The organism is Hymenobacter sp. R533113, assembly GCF_056835965.1.
This window is the reverse complement of sequence record NZ_JAKWBD010000001.1, coordinates 1021324-1046251: the sequence shown is the minus strand read 5'-3', so window position 1 is coordinate 1046251 and position 24928 is coordinate 1021324. Positions and strand designations below refer to the sequence as shown.

At 59.0% G+C, this 24928-nt stretch carries 23 protein-coding genes; 3 read left to right on the top strand and 20 right to left on the bottom strand.

Features of this window, described 5'->3' with window-relative positions; translation table 11 throughout:
* Positions 1–77: 77 nt before the first annotated feature.
* Positions 78–935 carry a glucose-1-phosphate cytidylyltransferase gene (rfbF, locus tag MKZ35_RS04895; protein WP_482512078.1) on the bottom strand — a complete coding sequence of 286 codons (858 nt, stop codon included), beginning with the start codon at positions 933–935 and terminating at the stop codon, positions 78–80.
* 390 nt (positions 936–1325) lie between these two features.
* Positions 1326–2723, bottom strand: a complete 1398-nt coding sequence (locus tag MKZ35_RS04890; protein ID WP_482512077.1) for an undecaprenyl-phosphate glucose phosphotransferase — start codon at positions 2721–2723, stop codon at positions 1326–1328.
* A 595-nt stretch (positions 2724–3318) separates the two neighbouring features.
* On the opposite strand from MKZ35_RS04890, the gene MKZ35_RS04885 reads away from it, so the two are divergent.
* Positions 3319–3654: a hypothetical protein gene (locus MKZ35_RS04885; protein WP_482512076.1), complete on the top strand. Its 336-nt coding sequence runs from the start codon at positions 3319–3321 to the stop codon at positions 3652–3654.
* Between the two features lie 142 nt (positions 3655–3796).
* Positions 3797–4561: a ribose-5-phosphate isomerase RpiA gene (gene rpiA, locus MKZ35_RS04880; RefSeq protein WP_482512075.1), complete on the top strand. Its 765-nt coding sequence runs from the start codon at positions 3797–3799 to the stop codon at positions 4559–4561.
* On the opposite strand, the gene MKZ35_RS04875 is transcribed toward rpiA, so the two are convergent.
* The 15 genes from MKZ35_RS04875 to MKZ35_RS04805 form a co-directional block, all read right to left on the bottom strand.
* Positions 4547–4912: a 6-phosphogluconolactonase gene (locus MKZ35_RS04875; protein ID WP_482512270.1), complete on the bottom strand. Its 366-nt coding sequence runs from the start codon at positions 4910–4912 to the stop codon at positions 4547–4549. The genes rpiA and MKZ35_RS04875 overlap by 15 nt on opposite strands.
* Complete coding sequence (locus MKZ35_RS04870) at positions 4870–5292, bottom strand: 6-phosphogluconolactonase (RefSeq protein ID WP_482512074.1); 423 nt, start codon at positions 5290–5292, stop codon at positions 4870–4872. The genes MKZ35_RS04875 and MKZ35_RS04870 overlap by 43 nt, the downstream gene beginning before the upstream one ends.
* Positions 5279–6793, bottom strand: coding sequence for a glucose-6-phosphate dehydrogenase (zwf, locus tag MKZ35_RS04865; protein WP_482512073.1), 1515 nt, complete (start codon positions 6791–6793; stop codon positions 5279–5281). Before zwf ends, MKZ35_RS04870 begins: the two co-directional genes overlap by 14 nt.
* Positions 6794–6832: 39 nt before the next feature.
* Positions 6833–8338, bottom strand: coding sequence for an NADP-dependent phosphogluconate dehydrogenase (gene gndA / locus MKZ35_RS04860; protein ID WP_482512072.1), 1506 nt, complete (start codon positions 8336–8338; stop codon positions 6833–6835).
* Between the two features lie 762 nt (positions 8339–9100).
* The gene (locus MKZ35_RS04855; protein ID WP_482512071.1) at positions 9101–9610 is read right to left on the bottom strand and encodes a hypothetical protein; all 510 of its coding nucleotides are present in this window, start codon (positions 9608–9610) and stop codon (positions 9101–9103) included.
* On the bottom strand, positions 9540–10217 hold the full coding sequence (locus tag MKZ35_RS04850; protein ID WP_482512268.1) for an SGNH/GDSL hydrolase family protein: 678 nt from the start codon (positions 10215–10217) through the stop codon (positions 9540–9542). The genes MKZ35_RS04855 and MKZ35_RS04850 overlap by 71 nt, the downstream gene beginning before the upstream one ends.
* 82 nt (positions 10218–10299) lie before the next feature.
* The gene (locus MKZ35_RS04845; protein WP_482512267.1) at positions 10300–11796 is read right to left on the bottom strand and encodes a GH3 auxin-responsive promoter family protein; all 1497 of its coding nucleotides are present in this window, start codon (positions 11794–11796) and stop codon (positions 10300–10302) included.
* A gap of 186 nt (positions 11797–11982) precedes the next feature.
* Positions 11983–12921, bottom strand: coding sequence for a VIT1/CCC1 transporter family protein (locus MKZ35_RS04840; protein WP_482512070.1), 939 nt, complete (start codon positions 12919–12921; stop codon positions 11983–11985).
* A 198-nt stretch (positions 12922–13119) separates the two neighbouring features.
* A complete protein-coding gene (locus MKZ35_RS04835; RefSeq protein ID WP_482512069.1) occupies positions 13120–13266 on the bottom strand; it encodes a hypothetical protein in 147 nt (48 codons plus the stop codon).
* 306 nt (positions 13267–13572) lie between these two features.
* A complete protein-coding gene (locus tag MKZ35_RS04830) occupies positions 13573–13986 on the bottom strand; it encodes an EamA family transporter (protein ID WP_482512068.1) in 414 nt (137 codons plus the stop codon).
* Between the two features lie 124 nt (positions 13987–14110).
* Positions 14111–17209, bottom strand: coding sequence for an efflux RND transporter permease subunit (locus MKZ35_RS04825; RefSeq protein WP_482512067.1), 3099 nt, complete (start codon positions 17207–17209; stop codon positions 14111–14113).
* A 162-nt stretch (positions 17210–17371) separates the two neighbouring features.
* Entirely contained in the window at positions 17372–18571 is a 1200-nt protein-coding gene (locus MKZ35_RS04820; protein WP_482512066.1) for an efflux RND transporter periplasmic adaptor subunit, read from the bottom strand.
* A gap of 78 nt (positions 18572–18649) precedes the next feature.
* Positions 18650–19936 (bottom strand): TolC family protein, encoded by a 1287-nt coding sequence (locus MKZ35_RS04815; RefSeq protein WP_482512065.1) that lies wholly within the window; start codon positions 19934–19936, stop codon positions 18650–18652.
* Positions 19909–20592 (bottom strand): hypothetical protein, encoded by a 684-nt coding sequence (locus MKZ35_RS04810; protein ID WP_482512064.1) that lies wholly within the window; start codon positions 20590–20592, stop codon positions 19909–19911. The genes MKZ35_RS04815 and MKZ35_RS04810 overlap by 28 nt, the downstream gene beginning before the upstream one ends.
* 207 nt (positions 20593–20799) lie before the next feature.
* Positions 20800–21375, bottom strand: a complete 576-nt coding sequence (locus MKZ35_RS04805) for a phosphatase PAP2 family protein (protein ID WP_482512063.1) — start codon at positions 21373–21375, stop codon at positions 20800–20802.
* A 67-nt stretch (positions 21376–21442) separates the two neighbouring features.
* Here MKZ35_RS04805 and MKZ35_RS04800 point away from each other — a divergent pair, with 67 nt between their 5' ends.
* Positions 21443–22570 carry an IS110 family transposase gene (locus MKZ35_RS04800; RefSeq protein ID WP_482512062.1) on the top strand — a complete coding sequence of 376 codons (1128 nt, stop codon included), beginning with the start codon at positions 21443–21445 and terminating at the stop codon, positions 22568–22570.
* Here the strand turns inward: MKZ35_RS04800 and MKZ35_RS04795 are convergent.
* The 3 genes from MKZ35_RS04795 to MKZ35_RS04785 form a co-directional block, all read right to left on the bottom strand.
* The gene (locus MKZ35_RS04795; RefSeq protein WP_482512061.1) at positions 22524–22937 is read right to left on the bottom strand and encodes a hypothetical protein; all 414 of its coding nucleotides are present in this window, start codon (positions 22935–22937) and stop codon (positions 22524–22526) included. The genes MKZ35_RS04800 and MKZ35_RS04795 overlap by 47 nt on opposite strands.
* Before the next feature lie 99 nt (positions 22938–23036).
* Entirely contained in the window at positions 23037–23849 is an 813-nt protein-coding gene (locus MKZ35_RS04790; RefSeq protein WP_482512060.1) for a phosphatase PAP2 family protein, read from the bottom strand.
* A 206-nt stretch (positions 23850–24055) separates the two neighbouring features.
* Positions 24056–24865, bottom strand: a complete 810-nt coding sequence (locus MKZ35_RS04785; protein WP_482512059.1) for a phosphatase PAP2 family protein — start codon at positions 24863–24865, stop codon at positions 24056–24058.
* Positions 24866–24928: the final 63 nt, after the last annotated feature.

Sequence of the window (24928 nt, the reverse complement as noted above, 5' to 3'; positions counted from 1 at the left end):
AGTTTCGAAATTGCTCACTATCCAGTATTGAAGGCATTTATACCTTAGGCCTTCTCATACCAGATGGTTACGATAACTTATTTAATTAGGACAGGAGGCTGCGCTACATATGACTCTTGCGCTTGAGTAGCAGCGGGTTGGCTGATTGACGGCTGATCATTCCATACTTTCCATTTGGCTTTGCCAGCAGCCCACATTTCCTCCAATAGGTTACGGTCGCGCAGGGTATCCATGGGTTGCCAGAAGCCGGTATGACGATACGCTACCAGCTGATTATCGGCCGCCAACTGCTCTAGGGGGCCTTTTTCCCACACTGTTGAATCAGTTTGAATGTAATCCAGGACTTGTGGCTCCAGGACAAAAAATCCCCCGTTAATCCACGGCGACTCGCTGCCGTCCGGCTTTTCGGTAAAGTTTGAAACCAGATTACTGTCATCAGTAAGGTTGAAGACACCAAATCGACCGGGCGGGCGCACGGCAGTAAGCGTAGCTAAGGCCCCCTGTTGCTGATGATAAGCTATACTTTCACCAATATTCACGTCGCTTACCCCGTCGCCGTAGGTAAGGCAGAAAGTATTACCGTCTAGGTAGTCACGTACGCGGCGCAAACGCCCCCCGGTCATTGTTTCCTCACCCGTATCGACCAAAGTCACGGTCCAGGGCTCAGCCCGGTTGCGGTGCACCATCATCTCATTGCGGTCCAAACGAAATGTTACGTCGGCATTGTGCAAAAAATAATCGGCGAAATACTGTTTGATCATATGGCCCTTATAGCCACAGCACACAACGAAGTCTGTAATGCCATGATGAGCATAAATCTTCATAATGTGCCACAGAATCGGCTTACCGCCTACTTCAACCATAGGCTTTGGTCGGACGCCGCTTTCCTCGCTGATACGAGTACCATAGCCACCTGCGAGTATAACTGCTTGCATGAGAAATAGAGTAAGAAAGAAAGATAAAGGAGGAAATCAGCAAATATTACTCCAGCCCGGAGCACCATCACCACTTTACTTATGCATAGCTGACATACTTATATTAATAATCTAATTATTTGCATTTTAATTTGATATCCCGCTAAAATTACCTGAGTAAGGGTTTACATATACCGGGATTTGGGCACTGCCTGCTACTATGAAACGGCCTCCATGCTAATTTCTGCGCGAAATATAGCGCGAAGGCATCCGGTAGGAACAAGGATCAGAGGTTACACAAGAAAGGCCCCTGTCACGATTGCCGACGATGGTCGTAAGCACGTGATAGAGGCCTTTGCGTAATGTAACAGTACTTGGATGCATGGGCCAAATTTGCCCCCCAGCGATGGTTTAATAAGCGTTTTTCTCGCCGCGAACCATATTCCAAACAGTTTGGAAGATAATCTTCATGTCCAGACCGAATGACCAGTTCTGCACATACTTCAGGTCGTACTCAACCCGCTTCTCCATGGTGCCAGCCTCGCGGGTCTCGCCGCGGTAGCCATTTACTTGAGCATAGCCCGTGATACCAGGGGTTACAGCGTGGCGCATCTGATAGGTACGGATGTGCTTGGAGTATTCCTCTAATTGAGACAGCATATTTGGCCGAGGACCTACTACCGACATCTGACCCATCAGCACATTGAAGAACTGAGGCAATTCATCGAGGTTGTACTTGCGTAGGTATTTACCAACGCGAGTAATGCGCATGTCGTTTTTGGTAGCCTGCAACTCCGTCTGTCCGTGATTGGCCTGCATGGTACGCAGCTTGTAGCAAGGGAAAAGCTGATTGCGCTTACCGGGCCGCAGCTGCTTAAAGAAAATGGGGCCTGGTGAGTCCAGTTTGATCAACAATCCCAAAATTCCCATTACTACCGGAAACACAGTAACGATAATTGTCAAGGAGAAGAAGAGATCAAACAGGCGCTTCATTGCCTGATTGGTGCGCATTCCCAAAGGCTCATTCCGGATAGTGAGAATGGGCATATGGTCGTAGAAGTATACATTCACATCCTGCCGAACGGTACCACTAAAATCGGGCACGATGCGGAATGAAAGGAAATGGTCGTCAGCGAAGCGGGATATGTCCTCGATAAGATCGCGCTGGTCGAGGGGCATAGCGAAGTAGATTTCGTCTACCTGCGTTTTGGAGCAAAACTCTTTCAAGTCTGCAACTGAGCCTTTTACCAACGATTTCAGATTATCAGAAACCTGCTCATCCGTAAAGAAACCTAAGAATTTATTGCCAATTGGGTCATGTGACTCCAGAAAGCGATGCAACTCTTGGCCACTGTTGCCAGCGCCTACAATGATAAAGTTCGTGTGAGCCCGGGCAATACGAGTACAGTACAGACGATAACTGAAAGCCAGCAGAAAGCGACCCAGGGCTACACCTACTATCGATAGGCCGTACACTAATACTAAGTAACGCACCATCAACCAATCAGTATCGAACAGCATGGCGCCCGCCAGCACGAGGCCTGCGTGAATCAGGAAGGTACGAATCAGGTAAAGAAGCTTCTCAGGGTACGTAATCAGCCGGTCTATCCGGTAGATATTGGCATACTCCTTAGATAGAATCCACCACAACAGCCCAAAAATGGCGAAGAAGAAAGGATAATAGCTATTAAACTCCCAGCTGTCGAATAAAAAGAAACCGGTGAGACGAAAAGCGCCAAAGATGATGAGTACGTCCACCACGGGCAAGACGATGCGTGAAGCATCGGTGTAGTGTTTGTAGCGTTCCATAAGTTAGTACAAGTAGGCAGTAGGCAGTGAGTAGGCTGTAATCAGTGGTGTTGTACGCATGCAAAGTAAAAGCATTCTGTAGTTAATACAATATTTTTTATGACTTTTTAATGTAAAAAGATAATATTTTGTTAACATAACTATAATATTCCGTGCTTCAACTTTGGTAAATCCAGTAAAAACCAGATTTTACTACATTATTCAGTGATTTTATGTCCTTTTACTCACAACTACCTATAAGGTTTCATATTATTTCTGTCAAAATTGATACCACCAAGCCATTTCTGCCCTTATTTTATTGGTTAATGCGAGAATAAAAGCTGTAGTTATAAGCCAAATTCGGCTCAGGCAAACATGGATATGCGATCCAAAGGCTTGATTTATAGCACCATAAATACATATGGAATATATACTGCTTTGACCTTAATACCTAACGCTATTCAGACCCAAAATAAATCTTGCCTGGGCGCGATTAGGGCATAAACAACTCAAAATCTTTCTTCTTTGCCTCTCCTACCCTATATTATTAACCTAAAATGACTGTTGCTTTGACCTTCCTTTAGCTTAACGACACGAATCCCACTAGCTAGCTGCAATGAGAACCTTACCCTTTACATTAGTAGTAGCTGTCATGATGGGTAGCTTAACTGGTTGCCGATCCGCACCTGACCAAGACGCCCAATCCGTTGAGACTACTTTAGTGGCCAGTGGCATTTCCACCCAGGCAGAGGCACGGGCGGCGGTTGCCCTGTATTTACGCGGACAGCCGGAAGCGGACCTCTATCAACCTGACTCGGCGCGAGTGGTAGACGTAAGTACGCATTGGCAGGTGCTGGTACCGCGTACCGACTGGGCCCAGCGCATGCCCAATTCTGCTGCCTTTGAAGTTGATAAGCAGACGGGTCAAGTCACGGCTTTGCGTGTGAAGTAATCAGTAAAAATGCCCCCCAGAAGCTAAGATCAATGCTTTAGGAAAGTATATCATATCCTGCTCCCAATGCTCAATCGGATCTGGATCTAAATTGGTTTAGCGCGTAGCGATAGGTAGAGGTGTCAACTTTAGACTAGTCACTATGGCAGAATCCGGGAAGCAAGACAGGCTAGATAAGGAAAAGCAACGTGCGGCGGCGCAAGCTTTGCGCTGGGTGCGCGATGGCATGCTTGTAGGATTAGGCAGCGGTAGTACGGCTGCATACTTCATTCAATTGCTCGGCGAAGCACTACAGGCCGGACAACTACAGATTCAGGCTACGGCTACGTCATTGGCCAGTGAGGCATTGGCGCGCAGTGTGGGCATTCCCCTTGTAGAGCCCCAACGCGGAACGCGCTTCGACCTGACCGTAGATGGAGCGGATGAGATCGACCCGCAATTAAAGCTTATAAAAGGGGGCGGCGGTGCTTTACTGCGCGAGAAGGTGCTGGCAACGGCCTCGGGTTATCTGCTGATCATTGCCGACTCCTCGAAGCTGGTGCCGCAGTTGGGTAAGTTCCCGCTGCCCCTTGAAGTGGTGCCTTTTGCGCTGCCCTGGGTGCTGGATGCGGTGGCGCTGCTCGGAGGTGATCCTACTGTGCGGATGGACAAGAAAAATGCCCCCCAGTATGTTCGCTCCGACCAAGGCAACTTACTGGTGGACTGTCATTTCAATGCCTTGCCTGAGCCGGCTCAGCTTGCTCTTCAGCTTCAGGCCATTCCGGGCGTTGTTGAGCATGGCTTGTTTCTGGGCTTAGCAAGCGCGGCAATTGTGGCACAGGATGAACAATTGCTTTTGCTACGGGCTGGCACTGAGCCCACAGATGTAGCAAGCCTCAAGGAGTTACCCCAATTACTTCGAACCTAGTAGTTCAGCGGCTTCAGCATCCAGAAACCAGTGCAGCTCGCCTGAGGCCGGGGCAATAAGCTGGGCTGGAAACTCCTCTACGTTGCGCTCTGCGGTTAATACGCGCTGCACGGCGGCGGCTTTATCGGCACCATACACCAGAAAAGCAACAGCCTGAGCCTGATTGAGTAAGGGCGCGGTGAGCGTAATTCGATAAGCTTGCTTTTCTTCCACGAAAACCTCCTTCGCCCCTACTTCAGTTTTTTGCAACACAGGAGTATGTGGAAATAAAGAAGCGGTGTGCGAATTATCACCCAGGCCCAGAAGTACTAAATCAAAGCGTGCTTCATTCGTACCAAAGTACTGCTCAATGGTTTGAGTATAGTGCTGGGCGGCCTCAGCGGGGGAATTGCAGTATCAACCGCAAAGACCTGAGCCGGCGCTATACCCACAGGGTCAAGGAGGGCGTTTTTAGCCAGCAGGTAATTGCTTTCGGGGTCGGTGTGCGGCACGTAGCGCTCATCCCCGAAGAAGAAATAAACCTTGCTCCAGTCTACTTGAGTCCGGTATGGGGAAGACGCCAACAGCTCGTAAAGTTTCTTAGGAGAATTGCCCCCCGACAGCGCCACGGAAAACCGCCCATGCGTAGCCACGGCCCGGTTTGCCAACTCAACAAAGTAGCCAGCAAGGCCGATTAGCACTTCATCGGGCGTGGGATAAATGTGCAGTTGGGGGTTGTTATTCAGTGCCATTGAGGGGAAGCGTAAACCAATGGAATCCGTCGCGGGCAATGAGCGCCTCGGCTACCTCCGGTCCCCATGAGTCGGCTGAATAGTTGGGGAAGCTCTGGCTGGCCCGGCCCTGCCACGAGTTCAGAATGGGCATGAGCAAATCCCAGGCGGCTTCTACCTGGTCGCCGCGCATGAATAAGGTCTGGTCGCCCAGCATGGTATCCAGCAGCAAGGTTTCGTAGGCTTCCGGGGCCTGGCTGGTGTAAGTACCCTTGTAGTCGAACACCATATCCACGGTGTTGAGCATCATATCGAGGCCGGGGCGTTTGGCCTGAACCTGTAAGCGAATGCTCATCTCGGGCTGAATACTGATAACCAGCCGGTTCTGCTGCCAGCTTTCCGCGGTTTCGGGCGGAAAAACAAAGTGAGGAACGTCCTTGAACTGTATGGTGATGCTGGACGCTGAGCGGTGCATGCGCTTGCCGGTGCGCATATAAAAAGGCACATCCTGCCAGCGCCAATTGTCTACGAAGAACTTTATGGCCGCAAAGGTTTCGGTATTCGATTTTGGATCTGCGCCTGGTTCTTCCCGATAGCCCGGCACTTGCTCACCCTTCATCCAGCCCGCCCCATACTGCCCGCGCACCGCCGATTCCCGAATGTCTTCGGGCGTAAACGGGCGCATGGCTCGCAGCACATCCACTTTGCGGTTGCGCACTTCATCGGCGGTAAAGTTGACGGGGGGCTCCATGGCCACCAGGCAAAGCAATTGCAGCAAATGATTCTGAATCATGTCGCGCATAGCGCCCGCGCCGTCGTAGTAACCGCTTCGCTCGCCCACGCCTAGCTGCTCAGTCACGGAAATCTGCACATGCTCGATGTAGTTACGATTCCAGAGTGGCTCAAAAAGGGCATTGGCAAAGCGGAAAGCCATGATGTTCTGCACGGTTTCCTTGCCCAGGTAATGATCAATGCGGTAAATCTGCCGCTCGTCAAAAATCTGGGACAGCAGCCGGTTCAGCTCCCGCGACGACTCCAGATCGTGGCCGAAGGGCTTTTCGATCACAATGCGCGTGCAAGTAGCGTCGGAGGCAAGCTTGCTTTTAGCCAGGTTCGAGGCGATGGTGGGGAAGAACTCGGGCGCCACGGCCAGGTAATAAATCACGTTGGCTTGCACGCTCCACTCCTTCTCGTAGTCCTCAATGCGCTGGCCAAACTTCTTATAGGTAGCAGCATCCTTCACATCAGCCGCCTGATAGACAATGTATTGAGAAAACTCCTTCCACTTATCCTTATCGGCTTCGCCGCTGCGCGAGAACTGGTTGATGCCATCCAGCAGCTTGCTGCGGAACTCCTCATCCGTTAAGGGCGTGCGGCCACTGCCGATAATGGCAAAGTGCTCGGGTAGCCAGCCATCCAAAAACAGATGATAAAGCGCCGGCGTGAGTTTGCGGGCATTCAAATCTCCGGTGCCACCAAAGATGACGAAGATGGTGGGCTGACTTTTCTTGCTGGAGGTCATGCGTAGGTTTTAGCGAATGGTTTAATAAATGGCGGCGCCCTACTTATTAGGAATCACCTTCTCCTCGCTCTTTTTCTCCGGATATTCCTGAACCGACTTTTTGTTGGCCGCGTCCTCGTGCAACGGCGTCCATTGGGTATGAAACACGCCTTCATGACCGATCAGCTCGTAGGTGTGCGCGCCAAAATAATCGCGCTGGGCCTGAATCAGGTTGGTGGGCAGGCGGGCGCTGCGGAAAGCCTCGAAGTAGCTCAGCGAAGCAGTATACGCCGGCAAAGAAATGCCCCCCAGAACCGCTGCCGCTACTATTTCGCGGGTGCCAGGCACTGCCTGGCTTACTACGGTGGCTACCTGCGCATCCAGCAGCAAATGTTCCAGCGCCGGGTTTTGCTGGTACGCATTGAAGATATCGTTCAGGAAGCTTGACCGAATGATGCAGCCTCCCCGCCATATCTTGGCTATGTCGGCTAGCTGCAAGCCATATTCATAGGTCTTGGAAGCCTTGGCCAGCAAATGCATACCCTGAGCATATGTGACCACCATGCTAAAATAAAAGGCCTGCTCCAGGTTGCTGAGAAAAGCTTCGGTATTTACCTCCGGTGTAGCTGGCGCTGGACTACTATATGAAGTGGCCAACTGCTCCCGCAGGGCTTTGTATTTGGATAAGTTGCGCATAGCAACGGCCGTATCGATGGTCGGAATAGGTACTTCCAGCTCCATAGCTACCTGCGAGGTCCACATACCGGTACCTTTGGAGCGCGCTTCGTCCTTGATATCGTCGAGCAGCAAATGGTCGGTGTGGGGCGCACGAAAGGCGAAAATATCTTTGGTAATATCGAGCAGAAAGGATTGTAGGCGACCTGCATTCCACTGCGCGAACACCTGCCCGATGGCGGCGTTATCGAGGCCCGCACCCCGTTTCATTACCTCGTAGGTTTCAGCAATGAGTTGCATCAGGCCGTACTCGATGCCATTGTGCACCATCTTCACGAAGTGGCCGGCAGCGCCGGGCCCGATATAAGTCACGCAGGGCTCACCATTTACGCGGGCGGCAATGGCTTCAAACATGGGCTGCATTACCTGATACGCCTGCTTATCCCCGCCGGGCATCATACTGGGGCCAAAGCGGGCACCCTCCTCCCCGCCCGAAATACCCATGCCGAAGAAGTGGAATCCGGCCGCCTTTAGGGCAGCGGCGCGGCGCGTGGTGTCCGAGAAATGGGAGTTTCCCCCATCAATAACAATGTCGCCGGGGGCCAGCAGGGGGCTAAGCTCATCGATAACGCTGTCCACGATTTTGCCGGCCGGCACCAGCAGCATAATAGATCGGGGCGTCTGAATGCTGTCAATAAACTGCGCCAGATCAGTAAAGCCCTGCACCGGTTTGCCGGCTCCTTCGTCGGCCAGCAGCGTTATTTTGCCGGGGTCCTTGTCGTAGCCGGCGACACCAAAATTGTGGTCAGCCAGGTTCAGAAGCAGGTTGCGGCCCATGGTACCCAGGCCAATCATTCCAAACGAATACTTAGTCGGTGTTGCGCTCATCATTCGGTGCTTTTCGTAGTTAGGGCTTATCCTGCGGGCAGGTAATGGAAAGCTAAAGAAAGATACCCATCAGCAGGGGGTTATCGTGCTTCTTGCGTTTGAAACGCTAAGCCACAGAAAGCAAACGGTACTTAGCGTCGAGCCGTTGTAACTCAACCAGTAATTACCTGATTATTTCCAAACCAGCACCAGCGTACCCGCGAGTATGAGCGCAGCGCTTAGCTAGGTTTGGGCGCTTCAAATTTGCCCCCCAGCCTGAGCTACAGAGGCTATGCCGCTAGAAGGTACGCTTCTTGAGGTACCCGAACCTAAGCGACATAATCAGGATTTTCCTTCCAGTACCTGCGTACGGATGGCTTGCAGTTTTGGCCCGTCCAGGGGCTTATGAATCACGCTGGTAACCAGGCTGTACTCTGTCGCCTTTAGCTTATCGGATGGGGATAAGGAAGAGGTTAGTATATAGATGGAACACCGCCCGGCCAATTGCGGCTCGGATGGCTTGTTAAGTACCGCTGCTGTCAAATCAGCAGAAGGGAAGCCGAGAAAATAGCAGGAGCGCTTACTCCTGCTGCTTTGCCAAGCAAGCCACCCTCGTTTCCCAACGAACAAATCAAGACTGGGGGGCAAAATCCGGCTGCCAGACGCGGTGCGTGAGCAAATCGGGGACCGGCTATCCAGGGAAATAGCGAGGCAATAGCTACCAGCCGCGCCGCGTTCGTTTTCCTCTCACGAAGAGCAACTAGCTGGCCCGCCGTAGCGCCAACGCTAGTGCTTGAGGAAGCGCACCCGCTGGGAGCCCGCTTGTAGCTGATAGATACCGCCGGCCCACGAGGCCACGGGCAGCACGAGCGGCGTCTTTTGTGCCGCCTGCTGGTAAACGAATCGCCCGCGCAGGTTCCAGATCGTCACCAGGGTCTGCAGGGGCACTCCTCGGATGGTTTCGGTCTCTTCCGCAGGCACGGGACTTACCTCGAGGGTAGCCCCGGCGAGCGGGTGTACCGTAACGACCTCCGAAAAGGTCGCCGTGCTATCCGTATCGGTTTGGCGCAGGCGGTAATAAAGCACAGATTGTAGCGGAGCACTCGCATCCAGAAAGGAATAGGTATGACGCTGCACCGTGGTACCTTGCCCCCGGACGCGCCCCACGGGCGCAAACGCCGTATCCGTCACACTGCGCTCGATTATAAAACTGGCGTTGTCGCGCTTACTGGTCGTGGCCCACTGTACCTGCACGCCGGTCGGCACGGGCGTCGCGCGAAAGGATACCAGGCTCACGGGCAAGGGTTTGGGTAGTACCCTCTTGCAAGGCTTGGTACCAGCGGGCAGCTATCTTGTCTTCTGCCCGGCCGTTGGGATGTACCCCGTCGTAGAGATCGACGCTTTCCGCATTACTGAAACCCGTGTTTTGGTCGACGACGAGTACGGGTGATTGCGTAGTTGACTTATCCTGGGCCATAGCCAGTAGCAGGGCATTAAAGGCCGTGATCTTGTCATTCGCCGGCCCGTTGGTAAAGGAAGCAGGAATGATTTGGGCTACCAGCACAGTTACGGCTGGTTTATACCGGCGAATCTCGTCGACGAGGCTAACGATATCGTCCCGGGTGTTCTCCGCACTGGACTCCCCAAGCAGATCATTGGTGCCGGCGTGCAGCAGCACGATATCAGGTTGCAAGTCGGTAACCCACTCCGGAATATAGCTTAGGAGCTGATCGGCCCGCAAACCCCACGCCCCGCTGTGGTGAAGATCAAAATCCCGCTTAGTGTTGGGGCCATCCACGTTCGTTTGATTCTTACCCACGAAACCCACGTCATACTTGGCCTCTTGCAGCATGAGCCATAAGGATCGGCGGTAGGACGGGTACTCCTGGGTCCCATGAGTAATCGAATCTTCTAAGGGCCAAATCTTTACTTGCGCGGCAGTTGGGGGAGAGTATCGTCGGACATATTCAGCTGAGTTTTATTTCTCAATTCAGTCCCAGAAGCCCATCCGCTACCTTGCGGTCGTTGCTGAGCCGGGGCACCTTGTTCTGTCCGCCCAGCTTGCCCTGGCTTTTCATGTAGCGCTGAAACGCTCCGGCGGGCAGGCTGGTGATGCGCAGCGGAGTGAGGATGTTGCTCTTGATTAAGTCAGCGTAGTAGGCGTTGCGCTGGCACAGACCCGCGTCCAGGGCGGCGGCAAAGCCGGCTACGTTGTGGGGCGGGCGGGCAAACTCGAACAGCCACTCGTGACAGGAGTCCACCGGCGGGTTGTCGCTGATGCGGGGAGCGACGGTGAACTCCACGACCTCCACCTCGGGATGCTGCTGCATGGCCCCGCGCAGCACCTGCTCCACTGCCTCCCCGATGACGTGCTCCCCGAAGGCCGACAGGTAGTGCTTGATGCGGCCGGTGACCACCACCCGGGGCGGATTCAGACTCACGAACCGTATGGTGTCGCCGATGCTGTAGCCCCAGAGGCCGGCGTTGGAGTTGAGCACCAGGGCGTACTGCCGGTCCAGCTCCACCTCGCCGATGGTGAGGCGGGGCGGGTTGGGGTCGAACATCCGCTCGGCGGGGATGAACTCGTAGAAGATACCCGCGTCGAGCAGCAGCAGTAGGCCGGGGTTGCCGGGCTCGTCCTGAAACGCCAGAAAGCCTTCGGAAGCCGGAAACAACTCGATGCTGTTAATCGGCCGGCCGATGGTTTCGAACAGCTTTTTGCGGTAAGGCTCGAAGTTGACGCCCCCGTACACGAACAGGTCGAAGTCCGGAAAAAGCTCCCCCACCGGCCGGCCGGTGCGGGCCACCAGCCGGTCGAAGTACATCTGCACCCAGGGCGGAATACCGGAAATGAGCGTCAGGTGCTGGCCCAGCATCTCGTCGGCAATGCGGTCCAGCTTCGTTTCCCAATCGTCGATGCAGTTGGTAGCGTAGCTGGGCAGCTGGTTGCGGCGCAGGTAGGCGGGCACGTGATGATTGATGATGCCCGAGAGGCGGCCCGTGGGAATACCGCCGACCTGCTCCAGCACCGGGGAGCCGCTCAGAAAAATCAGCTTTCCATCGATAAAGCGGCTGCGGCCGGTGGCGTGCACGTAGTGCAGCAGCGCGTCGCGGGCCCCGTTGATGTGGTTTGAGATGCTGTCGGTCGTGATGGGAATGTACTTGGCGCCCGAGGTGGTGCCGCTGGACTTGGCCAGGTACAGGGGCTTGCCGGGCCAGAACACGTTGGCTTCGCCCTGCTTGAGCCGCCTGAAATAGGGTGCCAGCCCCTCATAGTCGCGCACCGGCACCAGGCGGGCCAGGTCGGCCGGGGTTTTGATGGCCTCAAACGCATGGTCGCGCCCAAAAGCCGTGGGGGCCGCCGTCCCAGTAATCCGGGTTAGCACCCGCTGCTGAGTAGCCACAGGGTTGCGCTGCCACTGCTGGTAGTGGTGGTAGATGTAAGCGGCGGCCGGGCGGCTGAGGAACGACTTTAAACCCATGGGCTGGGAGGTGGTGAAATAGGTAGGTGGTGAGTAGGGAAGGTAAACAGCCGCCTCGTCGTGCAAAATCGACCTTGGTTAAAAATTTGGTCCAAAGGGTAAGCAGATTGCTTCCAAAGGCGGCACTCACGCTTTAAAATAGTGCATCCAAAGGCCATTAGGGCTGGTTTGTTCAGTGAAACGCTGTCAGGGCCAGGTGGGGCCGGATGTCGCCGGGCGCGCCTGCACCAGCGCGGCGGCTGAGCCGTCGCCAAACAAGGAATTGGATACCAGGTCGTCTTTGGCGGCGCTTTTCTGAAAGTGCAGCGTACCCAGCTCGGTGCAGACAATGAGTGCCCGCGCCGCAGCGTCGGCCCGGCAGAACACGTCGGCGAGCTTCAGGGCGTTCATGGCGGCGTAGCAGCCCATAAAGTTGATGCAGGTGCGCTGCACGCTCCGGTTCAGGCCTAAGGCCTGAACCAGCTCAATGTCGAGGTCCAGGGCATACATGCCCGTGCAACTGACTGTGACCAAGTGGGTGATACTGGCCGGATCCACGGCGGGGAGTTGGCCCAGGCAGTCCAGCGCCGCCAGAAACAGCAGGGAGGTGAGCGACACGGTCCAGACCAGCCAGCGTTCGGGCGAAACCAGGATAACGAGCAGCGGCAGGGCCACGCCCACGGTGAAGGTGGCCGCCGACGCCAGCGCCGCCTGTACGGGGTTGGCCGAAACGGTTTCGGAAATGCCCAGCTCGTCGCGGGCGTGGGTGCCCAGCGCGTCGTGGGCCGTCAGCTGCCGGGCTACTTCGTCGGCCAAGGCGGGTTCCAGGCCACGCTCCACGTAAATGGCGGCCAGTTCGACCAGCTCCGCCTCGGGCTGGGTGAGTAGCCCGGCCTGCTCGCGGGCCAGGTCGGCCTGCTCGGTATCAGCTTGGGAGCTGACGGATACGTACTCGCCCGTGGCCATCGAGATGGCCCCGGCGACCAGCCCGGCAATGCCGACCACCAGCACACTGTCGCGCGAGGCGTGGGCGGCAGCTACGCCCACCACCAGGCTGGCCGTGGAAATAATACCGTCGTTGGCCCCCAGCACGGCGGCGCGCAGCCACCCGATGCGGTGAGTGCGGTGTTGTTCGATATGCCTCATACCAGGATGCGGGTTACGGATTATGGCAGGCTACACTACGTGGCTGGGCACCCAATGTAGCTACAACGGAGCAGCTGTTCAGGATGGTTGTCCCGCAGGACGGGATGTGCTTTCAGATTCCCGGATGCCTGCAGCAGCTACGCAGTAGCCGCTGACGATTGTGATACGGCCGGCCGACCACAGCGGAGAAATGCCTGATTAAGGCAGGGTAAAAGATAGGTCGGCGCTGAGGAGGCTGGCGGTCAGGCCGGTGCTTTGGCGGTAGTAGGCATAGCGAATATTGAGGGCCTTGAACTTGGCCACGCGGCCTCCAAACGGCACTTTGAACCGACCAATGCCGTACACCGGCGAGTAGCGCAGCCCCAGCCCGAGCTTGTTGGCCGAGAAAGGGCATTCTTAACCTATTCTTTTAGTGATTTTGTGGCTGGATTCATCCTCTTATCCAATCCTCCTTGAGCGCATCAAAAAGTATGAGGCAATTCCATTAGTTGGTCCAGACGCAAACGAAGCAATTTGCAGCTTAACCTGTCCCTCGATTGCCCCACACTTTTTGATGCGCTCTAGAAAATAAAGAAGCCACTAGACTCTGTAGAAATTCTGGGTGGGTGCTCTTTATACCTTGCCGCCACCACCAGTGCGCGGGCTGGTGCTTCATTTCCAGAGAAGCACCAGCGTGCCAGTGACGATGAGCCCCGCGCCCACGCCGGTCTGCCAGGTCAGCCGCTCGCCCAGAAATACCACCGACAAGCCAATGACTAGGGCCACGCTAAGCTTGTCCACTGGGGCTACCTGGGAAACTGTGCCCAGCTGCAGGGCCTTGAAATAGAATATCCACGACATACCAGTTGCCAGGCCCGACAAACCCAGAAACACCAGGTTGGTGCGGGTGAGGGTATGCAAGTCGGCCAGCCCGCCCCGAAAGTATACAATGCCCCAGGCCAACACCAGCACCACCGTGCGGATGGCCGTGGCCAGGTTGGAGTCCACCCCCTTTATACCAACCTTGGCCAGTACGGCGGTCAGGGCGGCAAACAGGGCAGAAAGTAAGGCGTAGTGCCACCACATGGTACGGGAGAATAAGGGGAACGAAGCTGTTTAACGGGGCTAGTGCTTTCTCCGGCCGGCGTGCAACCTACTAAACCATTCCTTTTCGCTGCTACAGGAGGCGGCGCAACAGCCACCAGTACAGCTAAGAAATAGCTGGCTCAGCCGCCACCGGCCCATCACCCGGCTTGCGCCCAAAGGCCCAGTACAGCGCCGGCATGCCCAGCAGGTTAAGCACCGTGGAGGTGACCACGCCGCCCAGAATCACCACCGACATGGGGTGCTCGATTTCCGAGCCCGGCTCGTTGCCGGCCAGGATGATGGGCAGCAGGGCCAGCACCGAGGTCAGGGCCGTCATAATGATGGGCGACACCCGCTCCAGCGAGCCGCGAATAATCAGTTCTTTGCCAAAAGGCATGCCCTCTTCGCGCTCCAGGTGCTGGTAATGACTGACGAGCATGATGCTGTTGCGGGCCGCCACGCCGAGCACCGTGATAAAGCCCACGATGGAGCCCAGCGACAGCACCCCACCCGTGAGAAATGCCGCCAGCAAACAGCCCGACACGGCAAAGAACAAGCTCAGCAGCCCCAGCGTGGCCAGCCGCACGGTGCCAAAATCGGTGTAGAGCACCAGGAAAATGCCGACGAGCGAGAGCAGCACCAGCAGCGCCATGCGGTCCTGGGAGGCCTGCCGCTCGGCGTATTCGCCCAGGATTTCGGGGTGGTAGCCGTTGCCGAACGCCACGCCGTCTACCTGCGCCTGCACGTCGCGGGCCACGGAGCCCAGGTCGCGGCCGCGCACGTTCAGCGTCACGTCGATGCGGCGGGAGGAGGCTTCGCGGGTGATTTCGTTGGGCGTGGGCACGATGCGCACATCGGCCACTTCCTTGAGTGGCACGGCCCCGCCGCCGGGCAGGCCGATGAGCAGCTCGCGCACAGCTCCAAAGTCGGACCGCACCGCTGGCTGGCCCCACACGGCCACGTCGAAAATCTTCTGCTCCTGATAGATTTCGCCCACCTTGCGGCCCTTCACCAGCGTGCTGATGGCCTGGAGCACAGTGCCCGGACTCAGGCCGAAACGGGCGGCAGCCTCGGGCTTAATTTTCACCTGAATCTGGGGCACCAGGGTTTGCTGCTGCACTTTCAGGTCGACCACGCCCTCCACGCCCTCCAATTTGCCCCCCACTTCCTTCGCCTTGGTGTAGAGCTGGTCGAGGTCGGGACCGAAGATGCGCACCACGATGGTGGCCGAGGTGCCGGTGAGCACCTCCTTGATGCGCTCGCGCAGGTAGGTAAGTAGGTCGCGGTAAAGACCGGGGTAGCCGTCCACCACGGTCTGGATTTTGGCCACCGTAGCTTCGTAGTCCACCTTGGGGTCGACGGAAATCCACAGCTCCGTGAAGTTCGGCCCGACCACCTCATCGGCTACCTCCGCCCGGCCGATGTGGGCCCCGAAGTTGCGCACGCCCGGAATGGCGCGCAGTTCCTTGCTGGCCCGGATGGTGATGCGCGACATGGCCTGCAAGGACGTACCAGGCTTCTCCACCCAGTGCATCAGAAAGTCGTATTCCTTAAAGTTAGGCAGGAACTCCTGACCAAGAAACGGCACCAGCAGCATCGACACCACCGCCACGCCGGTCAGCGACCAGGCCACGCGCTTGGGCCGGGTCAGCAGGCCGGGCAGCAGCCGGGCGTAGTGGCGCTTGAGCCAGGCCACCACCGGCGCATCCTTCGATGCCTTTTCGGCCGCTTTGGGCAGCAGCATCAGCGCCAGCGCGGGCGTCAGCGTGAGAGCCACGAACAGCGAGGCCAGAATGGCCAGTACGTAGGCAAAGGCCAGCGGCTGGAAAAATGCCCCCGACAGGCCCGGCAGCAGGAAAATGGGCAGCAGCACTAGCGCCACGATAACCGAGCCGTAAATCACGGCCGAGCGCACTTCCATTGAGGCTTCGTACACCACCGCAAACGCCGTTTTGGGCGAGCCCGCTTCCTTGTTAAGCCGCAGCCGGCGCATGATGTTCTCCACGTCGATGATGGCGTCGTCCACTACCTCGCCCAAGGCAATGATGAGGCCGGCCAGCACCATCGTATCAATGGTTTTGCCGGAGTAGCGCAGCGCCAGGGCCGCCGCGATGAGGGAAGTAGGCAGCGCCAGCGCGCTAATCAGGGCCGTGCGCCACTCGTAGAGGAAGAACAGCAGCACCAGCACCACCAGCACGCAGCCGATGAGCAGGGACTTGTTCAGATTGCTGAGCGACATTTCAATAAAGGTCGCGGGTCGGAAGATGGTCGAGTCGATTTCCAGCCCTTTCAGGCCGGGCCGCATGGCGTTCAGGGCCGCTTCCACCTGCCGGGTTACTTCCAGAGTATTGGCACCCGGCTGCTTTTCCACGATGAGCAGCAGGCCGGGAACGTCGTTAATCACGGCGTCGCCGATGGGCGCGGGGAAGCCCTCCACCACCTGCGCCACCTCGCCCAGCTTCAAACTCACGCCGTTGCGAAACGTAACGGGCATCTGGGCCAGGTCGGCCGCCGACTGAATAGCGGAACTTTGCGACACGGCCAGGCGCTGGTTGGGCGAGTCGATAAATCCGCCGCCGGCCAGGGTGGTGGCGTCGGCCGCGGCCTTTTCCACCTCGGCCAGCGTGAGGCCCAGCGTGCGCAGCTGCTCGGGGTTCACCAATACTTGCAGCTGCCGGTCGCGCTGGCCCCAGATGGCTACGTTGGCCACGCCGGGCACCGCCATCAGCCGCGGACGGATGCTCCAGCGGGCCAGGGTGGTCATTTCCACCTGCGTGAGACTATCCGAGGTAATGCCGATTTTCAGCACCCGGCTCGTGGACGAGAGCGGGGAAAGCATGACGGGCGGCCGGGCGACGCCGGGCAGCGTGGGCGCCACCCGCGCCAGCCGCTCCTGCACCGCCTGCCGGGCGTTGTTGATGTCGATGCCCTGCGGAAAGTACAGCACCACCGACGAGAGGCCCAGCACCGATTTGGAGCGAATTTTCTTCACCTCCGGCGTGCCGTTCAAGGCGTTTTCCAGCGGCACGCTCACCAGGGCTTCCACCTCGGCGGTGCTCAGGCCGGGCGCCTCGGTCTGCACCTCCACGTAGGGCGGGGCAAACTCCGGGAATACGTCCAAAGGCGTGTTGCGCACCACCTGCAGGCCCACCACCAGCAGTACCCCAAATAAGATGACAACCACCAGCCGCAGCCGCAGCGCCGATTCAATTATCCATTTCATAAGGTGAGATTGTGAGGTGGTGAGGTGGTGAAATGATGAGGTAGTGATATTGTGAGTTTGATGTTTTGATGGCGCGAACTGCGCGGCTTGCGCGAATCGAACGACAGCTCACTAACTCACCATTTCACTATTTCACCATTTCACCACCTCACAATCTCACCGTTAATGACTGCCGCCGAATTCAGTGCCGAATAACTCCGCCGCGCCGTCCGTCACGACTTCTGCGCCGGCTTTTACGCCCCGGGAAATAACGATTTGGTCGCCCACCGCCCACTGCACTTCCACCCGCTGGCGGGTGTATTGCCGGGGCGCGGTGCGCACGTACACCCACTGCCCACCCGTGGCATCGTAGAGCAGCGCCGCGGCCGGGATGGTGAGGGCCGGGGTGCCGGCCGCGCTGCCGGTGCCGCCCGCAGCGTTGGTCAGGGTCACGTCCACAGCCACCCGCTCGCCGGGGCGGAAGGCCTCGTCGGCGTTGTCGATTTCGTAGAATACATCGGCCGTACCCGTGCCGGCGGTGGCACCGAGCAGGGGCGCTTCTACCGGCCGGCCCTGGCGCGATGCCCCGCCGTCGAGTGGGCGCACGGTTACCGCCTGGTCCTGGCCCAAACGCCGCAAGTCGCCCACGAACAGGGGCACGCGCACCCATACCTTGTTGAGCGCGGCCAGTTCCACCAGCACCGTGTTGGCCGTCACCACCGAGCCGGGGGCCACGGTGACGCGCTGCACCACCCCGCTGAGCGGGGCCTTGATGGGCAGGGCCTGGCCGCCGCCGGTGTTGCCGTTCAGGGCGCCCTGGCGGGCGCGGGCGTCGGCCAAGGCGCGTTGGGCCAGGGCCACGTCGGCGCGGGCGTCGTCGCGGGCGCGCACGCTGCCCGCGCGGTCGGCCAGCAGCTCCTCGGCGCGGCCTAAGCGGGCCTGCGCCACCTGCAGCTGGGTGCGGGCCTGGGCCGTGCCCTGGTTGAGGGTGAGCAGGTCGCGCTCGGCGGGGAGCGGCACCAGGCTGTACAGCGTCTGGCCCTGGCGCACGCGCTGGCCGGCCGTGATGCCGGCCCCGCCACGCAAGGTGCCCTGCACCGGCGCCACAATGGTCACGGCCTGGCCCGGCACGGCCTGAATTTCGCCGCCCACTTCCCGCGTGGCCTGCACGTTGTCGGTTTTGATAGCAACGGTTTTGATGCCCAGCCGCTTTTCCGCGTCGGCGGTAATGGTTACGGTAGTCAACTCCGACTCCTTGACGGGGTTGTTAACCTCGGCGGGGCTGATGGCTTTAGGCTTTTCTTCTTTGCCGCAGGCGGCCAGGCAGAGTAGGCTAGCCAGCGGGAAGAGTCGAACCAATGGTATGACACTATGAATAGGCATGGTTGCTGGAATTTTAGAACGTCATGCTTCGGCAAGCTCAGCATGACGTTCTTTTTGTTCTGAATAGTTGATTACCAACTAAAAGCGGCCGCCCACGGCGTAGCGCAGCCGGGCCAGGGCGCGGCGCTGGTCGGCGCGGGCATCGGCGGCGCGCTGGCGGGCATCGAGCAGCTGGCGGGTGGTTTCGGCCACCTGCACGTAGGGGAAGTCGCCGTTGATGAAGGCCTTGGTGGAGCGGCGGAGCGCGTCGCTCAGGCTGGGCAGGTAGCTGCGCTCCCACAGCGCCACGCTCTGGGTGGCCTGCTCATACTGGGCGTAGGCCTCACGCACGTCGAGGTTCACGGTTTGGCGCAGTGCTAGGTACTGCCACGAAGCCTGTTCCAGCTCGGCTTTCACCCGCGAGATACGGCCCTGGTTGCGGTTGAAAATGGGCAAGCCGATGGCCGCGCCCGGCGCCAAATGCACCGGGTTGGGGTCGTTGAGGCGGGCATTGAGCGACAGCACGAAGGAAAACACCCGGCTCCGTTCCCACTTCAGCCTCTTGCCGATGCCCTCGATACCGATGCGGGCGGCCCACAAATCGGGCCGGGCGGCGTAGGCCGAGTCCAGCAGCGTGCGCAGCGGCGGCACGGGAACCACCGAGGCGGGCGCGGGCGTGAAACGCAAGGAATCGGCATTCACCGAGTCCAAGCCCAGGGTGGCCAGCAGGCGCAGGCGGGCTACCCGGTCGTCGCGCCGGGCGCGGTAGAAGTCGTCCACGGCGCGCAGCGAGTCGGCACTGGGGGCCACGGTTTCCAGCTCGCTGGCTTCGCCCACCCGGTAGCGGGCCCGCACGATGCGCGCCACCTCGGCCCGCATGGTGATGGCCTCGCGGGCAATGCGCAGCCGCTCATCGGCCAGCGTAATATCGGTGTAGGATACTTGGGCGTCGCGGCTCACGAGTAGGCCGCGGCTCACCAGGCTTTCGGCCACGCGCTGGGTTTCGAGCTGGGCGGCGCCCACCCGGCCGGGGCGCTGCCAGAGCAGGTCGGAGGCAAAGTTGAGGGCCAGGAAGACGGGCGAGCTGCCGTAGGCCGTCACGCCCGTCAGCACGGGGTTGGCCAGCAGGCCAGCGTCCTGCAAGTCGGCTTGGGCCAGGGCGAGGGTACTCAGGTCGGCCTGAAAGGCGGGGTTGCGGGTGAGGGCCAGGTTGATAGTTTCGTCTTCGCTCAGGCCGTCCTGCAGGTTAGGCAGTGTGGGGGCCGGGGCGTTGGTCGGGCGGGCCGCGCCCAGCTCGTAGCCACTGCGCGCCTTGAGGCGCCGGGCCACCTGGTCGCGGGTGTAAATGGATTTGGTGCTCACGCAGCCCGCGAGCAGCAGTGGCACCAGGAGGCAGGGCCACGGGCGCTTACCTTCTCGCGGACCAGCTGCGGCGTAAAGCGGACGAAAAAAGAGCCGTTAAGGCGGAATGTCAGTATTTTCACTACGGAAACTATGTGGTGCCAGCCGACCCGACCCCCAACAGTGGCCAGGACGCGGCCGACCCCGGGGTTAGTACCCGGAGCCATCGGCTTTTTTGCTTCCGCGTTGCGAACCTCGGTGCCGTCAGCGCGCAGGTATACGTCGTGCGCCGTTCCGGCCTGAGTGAGCTCGGCTTCGTAGATGGTATCGCCGGTGGCGGTGGGCAGGATGAGGGCCGCTTCGGTCAGTTTATAGCCGCGGTAGTCCTCGGCCAGACGCTTGGCAACCGGGACCGGCAGCTGGTGGGGGGCAATTCCCCGTTCCACTTCCATCACCTGGCCATCGGCCCGGAGCATCAGCGACATGGTGGCCTGGGTGGCAGCGTCCTGAAATTCAGCTTCGTACTGGCCTCGTTCCTTGGTCCAGCGCACCGCCTGGGCTGCCGGGTATGCCTTGCGCAATGCTTCCGAAACAGCGGCCGGGATAGATACCTCGGACCGGGGCTGCGCCGGCGCGGCCACCCGAAACCAGAGATAGGTCAGCAGGGCCACCACCACCATCGCCACAACAATCTTTTTCATACGCTTGAAATAACAGTCAGCAAAGCCTCCGGAGTGTCTGCCAAGCCGGGCAGCGGCCGACGTTCTGTCGGTGAGGCCCGCAGTTTACGGGCGAATTCTGAAGCAATTCTGAATGAGGCTTAGCGGCACGTTGAACGCGGCTATTATTCAATAAAACGGTGACGCTACGGCCAGGCAATGAGGAGGAAGGCTTGGGCGCCCGGTTGCTTAGCTGCGCCGCGCCAGCCAGTAGGTGCGCGTGTCGCTCCACAGGCGGCGCAGGTCCAGCGCCGAACGGTCGAAGAGCAGGTGCATGCCCCCCACCCAGCCCACGGAGCCCACCCAGCCGGCCGCCAGCACGTCGGAGGGGAAATGCACGCCCAGGTACACGCGCGACCAGCCCATGAGCAGTGCCCAGGCCGTGCCCAGCACCACCGCCGCCCACCGCGCCCGGGTAGGCCAAAGCAGCACGCCCAGCGCTAGTGCCAGGGCGGCCGCGCCCATAGCGTGCCCACTAGGGAAGCTGAAAGAGGTTTCCGGGGCGATGGATACCCAGAGCGTGGGCCGGGCACGGGCCAGCAACAGCTTGGCAAACAGGTTCAGCGCCCCAGCCCCACCCACTCGTATGATTGTGCTGCCGTAAATTATCGGCGTTACCGGCAAGGAAGGCGGGGTCACCACCCATCCATAAGCACGCCGCCATTCGGCGGTGATGCTGGGCGACAGAGACTGTGCCCCGCCTTCTGTTTTTGCCCGAAGACTGGACAGTATAAAGGGAGCCCCGGCAGCGGCGGCATCCCGCATGAAACGAGGAAAGTTGCGGTGAAAACCTTGCGGGTGGCCTGTTTTCCACCTTTTATTCCCTTTTGTTATGCTTGCCACAGCCCCGGCCGCCCCGCCGCCCGTCTTGCTCAAGTATGTTGTCGGCATCGACATCGCCAAGGCCACGTTTGCCGCCTGCCTGGGCAGCATCGACGCCGCCCAGCGCCTGCGCCTGGGCAAAGTGGTCGAATTCCCCAACAACGCCGCCGGCTTCGAGGCCCTGCGCCGCTGGGTGGCCGCCGGCCAAGCCGAACCCGAGCGCCCGCTCTGGTTCGTGGTCGAGGCCACGGGCGTGTACTACGAAGAACTGGCCTACTACCTCAGCGCCCAGCAGCAGGCCTTGAGCGTGCTCTTGCCCAACAAGGTCAAGCACTTTGCCCGCAGCACGGAGCAGAAAAGCAAGACCGACGCGCTGGACGCGCGCCTGCTCTGCCGCCTGGGGCTGGAGCGCCAGCTGCCGGCCTGGCAGCCGCTCACCCCCGCCATGCGCCAGCTGCGTTCGCTCACCCGCGAGCGGGCCGCGTTGCGCACCCAGGCCGCTCAGGCCAAGAACCGGGCCCACGCCTACGCCCATAGCTACGAGCCCGACCCGCTGGCCCTGCAACGCTTGCAGCAGCGCCAGGCCCTGTTCGAAGCCCAAATGGCCGAGATTGACGCCCAAACCGCGGCCGTGGTGGACGCCACGCCCGCGCTGGCCCGCAAGCTGGCCCAGCTCACGAGCGTGCCGGGCATCGGCCTAACCACGGCCGTGACCATCGTGGCCGAAACCAGTGGCTTCGCCCTGGTTGAAAACGAGCGGCAATTGGCCAGCTATGCCGGCCTGGACGTGGTGCAGCGCCAGAGCGGCAACCTGGCCCGGCCCACGGCCATTTCCCGGCGCGGCAACGCCCGCCTGCGCACGGCCCTCTACCTGCCGGCCGTCAGCAGCCTGCGCTACAACGAACAGCAAAAAGCCTTTTATGCCCGGCTACGCGCCCGCTCCCCCAACGGCAAGGTCGGCGTGATTGCCGTCATGCGCAAACTGCTCCTGCTCAGCTACTCGCTCTGGAAAAACGACCAAGACTACAACCCCCACTATCACCCGGCGACGGTCCTGCCGCAAAAAGTAGCCCCGACCACCGGGGCCGAGGCTACACAGGATGCACCAAACGGCGCTCCTTTGACAGCCCAAATCTAACAAAAAATTGGCCCTCCGGCTTGTTTTTCATCACAGTATCTGATAAGACAAAAAACAGCGCTGCCCGGCGCTGTCGGGCCAGCAGCAAGCCCACGAGCACGGCTGCTTCCAGGAGAGGCGTCCAGAACGTGCCGCCAGCCCGCGCCATCCACACCGCAAGGGCGTCCTGGTTGGGGTTGCCTAACTGGTGGAGCAATTCCAGGATGGCCTGGTCAAGGGGAAAGCCTTTGTCCTCCCACACTTCCTGACCCACTTTGACGAATACCAGCCAGGGACCGACAAATCCCAGTAACAGCCCAAGCAGCAGCTTGCGGTGCTGCTGCCACAGCAGTTGAAGAAAGCCCCAAAGAGAATGAAGCAGGACCATAGGACCACGGCAAATGACGTTTGAAGTAAGCGAAACCCGGTCAGGAAGCTCATCAGGGCAGCCAAAAAGGCTCCGGTCGGGGCCTGCCCTGCTAGGCGCTTAGTGGGCGCGCCAGGTCAGCGTAAGGCCGGGGGTACCGCCACCCAAGTAGGCCGGGGCCACGTTGAGGCCCACCAGCGTGGGCTTGCGGCCCCAGCGGTTGCGGTGGGACAGATATGCCAGATGCGCCGAGAGAATACCCATGCCGGCCCCGGCAAACACGTCGCTTTGCCAGTGTTTGTTGTTCAGCATTCGTAAGACGCCCACTCCGGTGGCAATGGTGTAGGCCCCAATGCCGTACCATTGGCTCTTATCCCGAAACTCCGTGTGTACAATGCTAGCCGCCAAGAATGCCTGCGCCGTGTGGCCCGACGGAAAAGCATAGGACTCGTTGTTGGGCCGGTCGATGTCGGTCGTGTACTTGAGGGCGTACACGCTAGCGAGCATGATAGCCTCCGCTTTGCCGATAATAAGCAAGGTATTAAGGCGGTCATCGCGTGCTTCAATACCGGCCAGCGCTACGGCCCCCAGTTCCAGATAGGGGGCAAAAATCAAGACGTCATCCACACGGGTATGAAAGGTGGGAAAGGCCTTTTGCACGTCGCGCTTGGCGTCATAGCTACTGTAGAACCCGTGGTCATTGATCGTGCTGATGCCGTAACCGATGAGCAGCGCCGGCACAATAGTCGCTTTCACCAGCTTGCCCCGGTACCACGGTTTTTTAACTAAAGGAGTAGCCGGGACCGGCTTCTCATACTTGTGCAAGGTGTCGGCGGCGGGTGGCACGGGGGGCAGCACCTGCGCGTAAGCCGGTCCTAAAGAGTTGAACAGCAGCAGCAGGGCAGCGGTGCGGCTAAGCAGGAAGGAGCGCATAGGGGTAGGAAGGTTTAATGAGACAGGGGCGGGTAGCAAAGGATAATTGTAGGGGGTATGTCTGAAGCAAATAGGTAGTCTTGTGAAAAAAACGAACGCCAGAAAATTAATGTAGGTGCAAGCCGTTGTGGCTTATTGGGGGGCAAATATGACCCGTGCGCGGCGCGGACGCTGCGTCTCGCCTGCGCAGGCGAGACGAATGGGAGCTATAAGACCAGGACCATGGTCGCGCCCGCCGCGCCACCCTGATAGCTGGGCAGCACTATCAGCCGCTGGTTGCCGGTTATTTTTTGTAGCTGGCGCTGCACGCGTGGGTACAGCCAATACGCGACTTCGGTAGAAAGAATGCCTGCCCCCGCGCCCGCAAGTACGTCGGAGAGCCAGTGCACATCTTTGGCCATGCGTAGGCTGCCGGTAGCCGCCGCGACCGAATAGCCCCCTATGCTATACCACACGCTACGTTGCCCGTACTCCTTGTGTAAAAAGGTAGCGGCGGCGAAGGCTACACTGGTATGCTGGCTCGGAAACGAGTGAAAATTGGAGTGGTCGGGCCGCTCCACCTGCGTGAGCTTTTTTACGTTACTGGTCAGCGCGTCATTCAGAGTAAAAGCCAAGGCTCCGAGCAGCACCTGATTGACGGGGGTGTGCCGACCGCGTACGCCCGCTAACCCCAACCCTACCGTGACCACCCCTGGCAGGTAGCGCAGCTGGTTATCGATCTGAGTGAGGGGACGCACCCAATGTTCCCGTATTTCCTCGCGTACTCCCTCGTCCGTTTCGAACAGCTCTACTTTTTCCGTGGTCAGGGCCCCGACACTAAGAAGTAGTACGGGTGCCAGCAGTGCCCGCATGACGGGTCGCTGGGGCCGCGTAGCTACGGGCAGACGTTTGGCGAGCATCGGTGGGGCACTGCCTATGGAATCCGGGCGGATAGGGGCAGGCGCCGTTGGAGCCTGCGCCAACAGCACCGGCAACGGCAGCAGGCAGGTGAGGACAAGGACGAAGAGTCGTAACACGCTGAATGGGAAGGTGGAGGGAGGAAGCTCCCATTCAATTCTGAGGAAAACCTGAAGTAGTTA

Coding starts and splice junctions, on each gene's coding strand:
- gndA (WP_482512072.1), bottom strand. CDS start 8,338: ATGATGAGCGCAACACCGACTAAGTATTCGTTTGGAATGATTGGCCTG.
- MKZ35_RS04800 (WP_482512062.1), top strand. CDS start 21,443: ATGCTTGCCACAGCCCCGGCCGCCCCGCCGCCCGTCTTGCTCAAGTAT.
- MKZ35_RS04820 (WP_482512066.1), bottom strand. CDS start 18,571: ATGCCTATTCATAGTGTCATACCATTGGTTCGACTCTTCCCGCTGGCT.
- rfbF (WP_482512078.1), bottom strand. CDS start 935: ATGCAAGCAGTTATACTCGCAGGTGGCTATGGTACTCGTATCAGCGAG.
- MKZ35_RS04840 (WP_482512070.1), bottom strand. CDS start 12,921: ATGAGGCATATCGAACAACACCGCACTCACCGCATCGGGTGGCTGCGC.
- MKZ35_RS04845 (WP_482512267.1), bottom strand. CDS start 11,796: ATGGGTTTAAAGTCGTTCCTCAGCCGCCCGGCCGCCGCTTACATCTAC.
- MKZ35_RS04885 (WP_482512076.1), top strand. CDS start 3,319: ATGAGAACCTTACCCTTTACATTAGTAGTAGCTGTCATGATGGGTAGC.
- zwf (WP_482512073.1), bottom strand. CDS start 6,793: ATGACCTCCAGCAAGAAAAGTCAGCCCACCATCTTCGTCATCTTTGGT.
- MKZ35_RS04890 (WP_482512077.1), bottom strand. CDS start 2,723: ATGGAACGCTACAAACACTACACCGATGCTTCACGCATCGTCTTGCCC.
- MKZ35_RS04795 (WP_482512061.1), bottom strand. CDS start 22,937: ATGGTCCTGCTTCATTCTCTTTGGGGCTTTCTTCAACTGCTGTGGCAG.
- MKZ35_RS04825 (WP_482512067.1), bottom strand. CDS start 17,209: ATGAAATGGATAATTGAATCGGCGCTGCGGCTGCGGCTGGTGGTTGTC.
- MKZ35_RS04870 (WP_482512074.1), bottom strand. CDS start 5,292: ATGGCACTGAATAACAACCCCCAACTGCACATTTATCCCACGCCCGAT.
- MKZ35_RS04830 (WP_482512068.1), bottom strand. CDS start 13,986: ATGTGGTGGCACTACGCCTTACTTTCTGCCCTGTTTGCCGCCCTGACC.
- MKZ35_RS04810 (WP_482512064.1), bottom strand. CDS start 20,592: ATGAAAAAGATTGTTGTGGCGATGGTGGTGGTGGCCCTGCTGACCTAT.
- rpiA (WP_482512075.1), top strand. CDS start 3,797: ATGGCAGAATCCGGGAAGCAAGACAGGCTAGATAAGGAAAAGCAACGT.
- MKZ35_RS04805 (WP_482512063.1), bottom strand. CDS start 21,375: ATGCGGGATGCCGCCGCTGCCGGGGCTCCCTTTATACTGTCCAGTCTT.
- MKZ35_RS04790 (WP_482512060.1), bottom strand. CDS start 23,849: ATGCGCTCCTTCCTGCTTAGCCGCACCGCTGCCCTGCTGCTGCTGTTC.